The sequence below is a fragment of the Flavobacterium sp. Root186 genome, assembly GCF_001428525.1.
Lineage (GTDB): Bacteria > Bacteroidota > Bacteroidia > Flavobacteriales > Flavobacteriaceae > Flavobacterium.
In genome coordinates, this window is record NZ_LMHW01000006.1 from 1 (window position 1) to 9,375 (window position 9,375).

A 9,375-nucleotide genomic window follows, 5' to 3' on the forward strand; every position below is an offset into this window, starting at 1 on the left:
ATTACAACCCTTAATGCGATCATGCAGGATCCAAATGGAATTACAACCCTTAATGCGATCATGCAGGATCCAAATGGAGACATTTATGCTTATATAGGAACAAAAAATACAGCTGCCGAACGTGATGCTGAGTGGGTTTTAAAAACAAACTGGGTCAGAATTAACGGTAATGACGGAACAGATGGTCTTGCAGGACCAGCTGGTATTGGAGGAGCAACTGGAGCACCTGGTACGCCGGGTTCTATTACAACCCTTAATGCGATCATGCAGGATCCAAATGGAGATATTTATGCTTATGAATACAGTTGAGGGTCGTGATGCTGATTGGGTTTCAAAAACAAACTGGATTAAAATCAATGGTCTGAATGGTGCAGCGGGTATTGCCGGAGCAGCTGGAGTTCCTGGTACACCGGGAGCTATCACAACCCTTGATGCAATTGTAAAAGATCCTAAGGGAGATATATATGCTTATATTGGAACAGATACTACAATTGCTGGCCGTGCTAATGAATGGGCTGAGAAATCACCAAACTGGATTAAGATTAACGGAAATGACGGAATAGATGGTCTTGCAGGATCTGCCGGTATTGGAGGAGCAGCTGGTGCACCTGGTACACCGGGTTCCATTACAACCCTTAATGCGATCATGCAGGATCCAAATGGAGACATTTATGCTTATATAGGAACAAAAAATACAGCTGCCGAACGTGATGCTGAGTGGGTTTYAAAAACAAACTGGGTCAGAATTAACGGTAATGACGGAACAGATGGTCTTGCAGGACCARCTGGTATTGGAGGAGCAACTGGAGCACCTGGTACGCCGGGTTCYATTACAACCCTTAATGCGATCATGCAGGATCCAAATGGAGATATTTATGCTTATGTAGGAACAAAAAATACAGTTGAGGGTCGTGATGCTGATTGGGTTTCAAAAACAAACTGGATTAAAATCAATGGTCTGAATGGTGCAGCGGGTATTGCCGGAGCAGCTGGAGTTCCTGGTACACCGGGAGCTATCACAACCCAGATTGAGGAACAAAAAATACAGTTGAGGGTCGTGATGCTGATTGGGTTTCAAAAACAAACTGGATTAAAATCAATGGTCTGAATGGTGCAGCGGGTATTGCCGGAGCAGCTGGCGAACCAGGTACGCCAGGCACAATTACTACCCTTGATGCAATTATAAAAGATCCGAATGGTGATATCTATGCCTATATAGGAGATAAAAAAACTGTAGATGAGCGTAATATTGAATGGCAGACTAAAACAAACTGGGTTAAGATCAATGGCCTTGACGGTAAAAAAGGTAAAGATGGTGTAGTTGGAGGAAAAGGTGAGCCTGGAGCCGTTGGAACCCCTGGTATAGATGCTAATACAGTAATATATATAAACCAGGATACTGGAATTGTTTACATTTTAAAACCGGGTGGAGATACAAATAATCCAGATGATTGGATTCCAATAAATGGAGCAGACGGATTTAAAGGAGAAAAAGGAGATAAAGGGGATGCTGGAGTTGTAGGAGTTGAAGGAATGGCTGGAACAAGCGGCGTTCCTGGTATTCCTGGAAAAGAAGGCGGACCTGGAGTAAATACTACAATTGTAACGAATGATTCTGGAACCTGGGTTTACGTACCTGGAAAAGACGGAGCAGACGGAACATGGAGTAACATTAAAGGAACAAACGGTGCTGATGGTAAATCTGCATTTGAGATCTGGAAAGAACTTCCTGGAAATGACGGAAAAACAATTACCGAATATCTAGACGGATTAAAAGGCACTGACGGAACAAACGGTGCTGATGGTAAATCAGCATTCGAAATCTGGAAAGAGCTTCCTGGAAATGACGGAAAAACAATTACTGAATATTTAGACGGATTGAAAGGTACTGACGGAACAAACGGTGCYGATGGWAAATCWGCATTTGAGATCTGGAAAGAACTTCCTGGAAATGACGGAAAAACAATTACTGAATATTTAGACGGGTTGAAAGGTACTGACGGAACAAACGGTACTGATGGAAAATCTAAATCAGCATTTGAGATCTGGAAAGAACTTCCTGGAAATGACGGAAAAACAATTACTGAATATTTAGACGGATTGAAAGGTACTGACGGAACAAACGGTGCTGATGGAAAATCGGCATTCGAAATCTGGAAAGAACTTCCTGGAAATGACGGAAAAACAATTACTGAATATTTAGACGGRTTGAAAGGTACTGACGGAACAAACGGTRCTGATGGAAAATCTAAATCAGCATTTGAGATCTGGAAAGAACTTCCTGGAAATGACGGAAAAACAATTACTGAATATTTAGACGGATTGAAAGGTACTGACGGAACAAACGGTACTGATGGAAAATCGGCATTTGAGATCTGGAAAGAACTTCCTGGAAATGACGGAAAAACAATTACCGAATATCTAGACGGATTGAAAGGTCTAGCTGGAGATGTAGGACCTGTAGGACCTGCTGGACCACAAGGTCTTCCTGGTACAGCAGCGCCACTTTATACTGGTGGTACAGGAATCGAGATTATTGGTTCAGTAATTTCTGCTAAACCTGTTGATGCTTCAACTCTTACTAATAAAGGAGCTCTTACTACAGATTCAACTGTTATAGAAGTTCTAACTGGTACGGGGGCATTATTGCAAGATGCAAAAGTTAATATAGTTCCAGGTACAGAAGGACAAATATTAAAAACAATTGGAACTACTGTAACATGGCAAGATGCTGAAGCTATTACTAAAGCAAATTTAAGCTCTACAACTCCAGCTACAGTATTGAAAGTTGAAGGAACTGATGCAACTTTAGCAGATGCAACTGTTGACCTTGTACCATCAACTGTAGAAGGACAAGTTTTAACAACTGTTAAAAACGGTGATGTTAAAACAGTAGAATGGAAATCTCCTGCTGCAAGCAATGTAATGGGTATTAAAATTATTCATGCAAATTATACAGTAGCTGCTACAGATTATACAATAATTGCTAATAAATTAAATTCTGATGTAACAATCACTTTACCTGACGCAGCAGTAAGTGAAGGTAGAATCTTGGTAATTAACCAAATGGATATCACAACCGATTCTGGTGCAGAAGTAACAGTTAAATTTGATAAGGATGTTATTTATTCTGATACAAAATCTTCAAAAGAAATCTTGTCTGATTACTACGGAAGTGCAGGTGGAAGTCTAAAAGTAACATTACAATCAGATGGAACTAACTGGTATGTTATTTCATTCATGTAAAAGTTAAAGTTTTTAAAACTCTGTTCGGTTACGGTTCAGGCCGTAACCTCGAACATGAGTTAATAACAAAAAATGGATTGAACTCATAAAGAGTTAAAGTAATAATTACTAGTTGTGAGCTTATAACTTTTTTAAAATAAGTTTCAGTTTTTGAAAATGAAGGGAATTCCATAATGGAATAAATTTTTTTATAGGTTGTTATTTCAAAAGTTGGTTTCAACTTTTGAAAGCGATTTCAAATTCTAAAACAAAACAGTTGTAAGGTGTTGATTAGTGGTTTTAGTGAGATTATTCTCAGAATAAAATTTAACAAGTATTAATGTAATTTAAGAAATAATGAAAAAAAATCTATTGAGTCTTTGGCTTTTTGTATGGGCTGTATTTTTTACAGCTGGTATAAGTGCACAGACAACTATTGGAAATATAAGCGGTAAGCCAAAGGCAGCCGAAACATTTTCGGCAGTCGAAGTGGTTAGTAACGGGAAAGGCGGACTGCGCCTGCCTCAATTGACTACAGCCCAAAGAAATACTTTGGCAATTGGCGCTATTAGCGATCCCGTTAAAAAAGGACTGGCAAACGGCCTTACTATTTATAATACAACAACAAATTGTGTGGAATACTGGAACGCCACACGCTGGATAAGCTTGTGCGAAGGAACAAGTATGACCAAAATAAGCCCTGAGCCGTGTACAGCAGAAGCAGATGGAACAGGCTGTAACCAGACTTTTACAGTAACAGACGAAGACTGCCCTAATGGTCCTTTCTCGATAGCTATTATGGCAGGAAGCGAGTATGCAGTGTTAAGCAATATTAATTCTACAGCAGGAACATTTAAAATAAACTTTAATGTAAATGAGTCCATTACACCTCATACTGTACTAGTAAGAGTAACAAGCTCTTGTACAGGGCAGTTTAAGGATTTTCTGTTTATGCAGAAAGCTATTGAATGTGATACTACACTTGGCAGTGTTCCGGCAGTCAGCCCAAGTAACGGCGCTTTGACATTATGCTCAGGCGGAGCGGTTTATTTATCAATACCTTCTTCTACAGCAAACTTAAGTAAAGTGATTTGGACCCGTAATGGTATTGAGGTAGCGAGAGGCGTTAATTATTATGCAGCAACAATGCCGGGCACTTATAATATTTCTCTTGGAGCAGCGGGCTGTAACGAAATTGCCAGCAATGCACGTGTTATTACAGAGAGCGGTACTTCGCCGGCAGTAATTAACACAATTGTAGCTTCAAACAACGGAATAATTTGCGGACCATCGGGCACTATTACCTTAACAGCATCAGGCGCATCAGGTGCCGTAACATGGTTCAAAAATGGAGAATTAACTTCTAAAACGGGAACAATAATTACCCTTACAGGAAGTGTAGATCAAGGAGCATGGTTTGCGGCAGCAGGAAGTAATGGCTGCTACAGCAAACAGTCAAATACGGTTACTATTACAGTGCAGACTCCAACAGGAACGCCAATTACGCTTAATAATGCTGATGTATTGATAAACAACAAGGCAATCAATGAGGTTACCTCATTTTGTTCAGAAGGAAATTTGGTATTAAAAGTAAATAACCCGCAGCCGGGAGTTTCCTATACATGGTACAACGACAAGACGATCATTACAAGTCCTTATAAAATTCCTGCAGATATTGCAAATATACTGATTCGTATGGTAGCTACAGACAATAGCGGTGCAGCCTGTCCGGTTGAAGCAAGTACGATTACAGTGCCAATTACAGGTGGTGCAGCTCCGGGAACACCAACTATTACGAGTTTAACAGGAGGGGTTCTGTGTAATGGTACAGCAGATTTAACGGTTACGCCACAGCAAACAGGAACTTATACCTACCAATGGTACAAAAATGGTGTAGCAATGACAGAGACTACTCAAACCATTACTGTTGATACACCGGGGGTAACCTATACAGCAACGGTAACCAATGCTACAGGATGTGCAAGTGCTCCTGCATCCAAAACAATTCCGATGGAGGAATCTACTATACCGGTGCTTGACTGGAAAACAACCAGTACAACAGCAAATAACGGGGATAGAATTTTTTACGAGACAAAATTATTGGCAGGATCAGCAACATCTTATGAGTGGACTGTAGACGGGGTAAAATTAAGCGCGACAACTTCGAGTACCACTATTACCATCCCTGCAACAGGTACATCAATAACGATTAAAGTGAAGGGAACAAACGCTTGTGGTACTTCTGAAGAAATCACTAAAGTAGTTAATGTAAGCCCTCTTTGTCCAACTCCTGTAGTATCAGCTTCTACGGGTACTACTGCGAGTACAGTTGCAGGTATTGGGAAAACGATGGGTGTGTCAGTAACAAATGGCAATACGCAAACCTACCAATGGTATTCTAATACTACAGCATCAGTAACGGGCGGTTCAGCGATCAGCGGTGCTACAAGTGCATCGTATACGTACACACCAGCAGCTGCAGGCACTATGTATTTTTATTGTATAGTAACCAATGGCTGTGCTGCAGGAATAACAGGAACATCTCCTGTATTTGCAGTAAATGTATCAGCAAATCCGGAAGCACTGCCTGCAGGTTCTGGTATTTTAGTAGGGAAAACATGTTTTGATATCAATAAGGCTCCTGAAAATGATGGAGGTACCTGTGGTTCAAAAACGATTCGTACAGTGAATATGACGAATTTCGCAACGCAAAACGTGCAAAATTACGTATTTACAGCAAGTTCAAGTGGAGCAAAGCGTAATCTTCGTTTTGTAGTTGTCGATGCAAATGGTGCTGTACAAAGTACTAATGCAGATGCAGTGGCAGTTCCGGGAACTGTAGGCAACAGTCAGGTAGTGACGCTTGTTGTAACTTACAAAAACACTTTAAGTGATTCCGGCAGTATAGTTTGGGGAAGAACGGCAGCCAATGCGATAAACGTAAAAATATATGCCGTTTACAATGATGGTACTAAAGATGTAGCAGTACAATTGAATGTTAAAATTCAGGATTGCGCTTGTTGTGGTGCATTTGTGGCGGCAGGAGTTTGGAAAAGTTTTATGTGTCATAACTTAGGGGCTGATGCTTCGCTTGATTATACTGTAATCCAAAATGGATTAATTGGGGATCATTTCTTAATAGGACAAAAAGTTTCATTGGAGAAAGGCAATCTAGCGATCCCAACTACTTCAATGTATTACAATTATAATGCTTCAAGAAATCCTGGAAGTGAAAGCCCTAAAAAAGGAGTTTCGGATCCATGTCCTGCTGGTTATCGTATCCCGACTAACAGTGAATGGGAAGGTGTAGTTGCAAATAATACCTATTCAAGGTTTGGTACTTCTTACACATCTAGTAGTAATCTTACATCAATGGGTAAAATTGGAGAATTATTGTATATGCCTATGTCGGGCTATAATCAATTAGTTAATGGGGCTGTTATACCATCTGGCCTGAATGTAGGTGGGTATTATTGGTCGGCTGATGGCCCAACCACAAGCGCAGCAGTAGGTGCCAACACTTTGGTTGTAGGTTCAGATATGCGTGCTTCGGTGAGTTATGTTTTTACTTATTGGCAGGGATGGTCTGTACGTTGTATGGAATTATAGCAGTTAATACTAAATTGTAGAAAAAAAACAAAAGCCAATAAACCTGCAGGCAGATCACACTGCCTGCAGGAACAAAGAAAAAGACCGGGTTACAATTTAGTAATACCGGTTTTTTTAATAGAATAACCCGTTGGGTGCAATTTAAAAAACACACACATAGAGATATAGATTTCATATATAAAAAAGAAGGCAATGAAGAAACTAGTTTTTAACACATAGTTATGTGTTTTTAAGTAAATGAAATGCCTTTATTATGTTTTCTAAATCTATGATGCTATGTGTTAAAATTAATTACATCAAATGAAGGAGTATAAATAAAAAGGAAGCAGGATGAAACAATTTTTTTTAGTGCTTATTGCGATTATAATCGCAATACCAGCACAAAGTCAAACAGTAAATATTGACTGGAGCCATTTTGGCGGCAAATCGTACTTCTGTTTAGGTTTTTACGGGCAAAAAACAGATACGATTGCCAAAGGAACATTAGACAAATCCGGTAAAACGACTATAGTATTCAAAGACCGCTTTAAGGGGTACAAAGGCATGCTGCGTTTTTTACTAACAGATGGCGGAGGCCTGGACCTGGCAATAAACAAGGAAAATTTTACGGTAAGCTGTAAGGAAGAAGCCCCAAATTTTGATAATATTTTTTTTAAATATTCGCCTGAAAATGAATATTTTATGAAGACTACCCTACAAAAAAACCGACTTTTGCAAAAAGCAGCACTGGCAAAAAATGCATTGGCAGCCTACACAGTTGCTGATGCGGTTTATGCACCGTTTGAAAAAGAGCAGGAGCAATTAAGCCAGCAATATAAATCGCTCAAAAACAGTAATGCGCAAAATCCGTTTTATGCCGCGCGCATGATAGAAATATTCGATTTTTTAATGGGCAATTTCAATGATATTAAAGACGGTCCAGAGCAAAAAGCAACAGCAGCCAATGATTTTGTAATGTCTAAACTAAACTTCGACGATCTTTATAGCAGCGGTGTCTGGTATGATGTGGTAACGGGTTGGCTGAATCTGCAGATCCAGCAGTCTAAAAATGATGAACAATTACTAGCAGACTTACAGCAGATCGGCACAAGAATAAAAAATAATATCCAGTTTACTGACTTTGCAGATTTAGTGGTGAAACAATTGGCTCAAACCGGAAAAGACAATGTAGGCAGTCCGTATGGGGCATACCTGGCAAAATCCGGCAGAATAGAAAAGCCAAGTCACTTTTTATTATCTGCAATGGGTGGGCCGCAAATAGGTATGGCTGCTCCGGATTTGCTTTGGGAGTCAGGGAACTACAGCTTTAATAAAAAACAAAAAACGCTTTTGGTGTTTTATGAAACGGGATGCAACAATTGCGATAATGAAATCAATCTTTTATTAGGCAACTATCAGGAACTTCAAAAAAAGGGCTACGAAGTAGTTACGGCAGCCTCGGATGTTGATCCTGACGAATATAAAAAAAATGCAGCACGATTTCCGTGGAAGAATAAAAACTGTGATTTTAGAGGAAGTACAGGTTATAATTTTTCCAGTTTTGGGGTAATAGGTACGCCAACAATTTTTGTAATTGACGAAAACGGAATTATTACCGGACGTTACGCCCGATTGGCTGATGCTGGTATTTTGAATTAGTATTTAGGTTTGCCGTGAATTGCACGAATTTTCACGAATGATTTTTGTAAAAGCTGACCCTGGATTAAATGATTTCGCAGATTAAAACTTACTGAAGTGTTAATTTATTTGATCTGAAATAAAGGTCTTATTATGAGGTTTTTTGCTAATATAATAGAAGCATATTTTTTGTTTTTTTTAAGCTTTACATCTTACGGAGTAAATCATATTTTGAGACCAGTACACCTTGAATCCTCACGTAATTTCTTTGAAACAACAAAAAGCTTAATCTATATATTATTAACCTTTTAGGGGACATTAAACTGTTTTATTAAAAATATATTTGTGTGTTATTTTTCATTACTTCAAGGGAGTAAAAATAATATTTTTGGTAATTGTTTTCTTAAAAAGAGGGAGTTTATACTACCTCTTTTTTTTTGTCTTATAAACGCTTAGACCTCTTAAATATGATGTGTCAGCAAACTTGTTTACGCAGCAATAACATTAAATTTTAGATCTGTAAGTAGTTTTTGAAACTAACAAAAGGAAGTCTTCTAAAAAAGGGCTTAGTTAATTAGGGTTTGCTTTTTTGCTTTCAGATCAAAAATATATAATGACTTAATCTGTAATTCTAAAAGCTTCTAAAGGTTGAATTTTAGTATGTTATATAAGATTTTGAAGCGTAAAATTAAAATACGTAATGCCTTTCATGTTGTTTTTACAGGTTATTGATCACAAAAGAAGCAACAGTATTTAATCCTATTTTAATACACTAATGACTTTGACAGGTTATCCAGGTTTTGATCTCGAAGTAATTTTAGGCCATAAAATACAATGTGATTTATACCAAAAATTATATAGATATGAAAAATAATACTTTCTATAAAGTAGACAAACAAAAGGATGCAGACTGTTTTATAAAGG

5 protein-coding genes are annotated in these 9,375 nt (G+C 38.5%); all 5 read left to right on the forward strand.

Annotated elements, in window-relative coordinates; all coding sequences use genetic code 11:
- Positions 1-309 (forward strand): hypothetical protein (locus tag ASD98_RS23960; RefSeq protein ID WP_199866268.1); only part of this gene is annotated, 309 nt, incomplete at its 5' end.
- Positions 290-1,108, forward strand: a complete 819-nt coding sequence (locus ASD98_RS03455; protein WP_128414777.1) for a hypothetical protein — start codon at positions 290-292, stop codon at positions 1,106-1,108. The genes ASD98_RS23960 and ASD98_RS03455, both read left to right, overlap by 20 nt.
- 425 nt (positions 1,109-1,533) lie before the next feature.
- Positions 1,534-3,246 carry a collagen-like protein gene (locus tag ASD98_RS03460; protein WP_056200287.1) on the forward strand — a complete coding sequence of 571 codons (1,713 nt, stop codon included), beginning with the start codon at positions 1,534-1,536 and terminating at the stop codon, positions 3,244-3,246.
- Between the two features lie 336 nt (positions 3,247-3,582).
- The gene (locus tag ASD98_RS03465) at positions 3,583-6,834 is read left to right on the forward strand and encodes a hypothetical protein (RefSeq protein WP_056200291.1); all 3,252 of its coding nucleotides are present in this window, start codon (positions 3,583-3,585) and stop codon (positions 6,832-6,834) included.
- Between the two features lie 330 nt (positions 6,835-7,164).
- Positions 7,165-8,472: a peroxiredoxin gene (locus tag ASD98_RS03470; protein WP_056200294.1), complete on the forward strand. Its 1,308-nt coding sequence runs from the start codon at positions 7,165-7,167 to the stop codon at positions 8,470-8,472.
- The last annotated feature ends 903 nt before the right edge of the window (positions 8,473-9,375 follow it).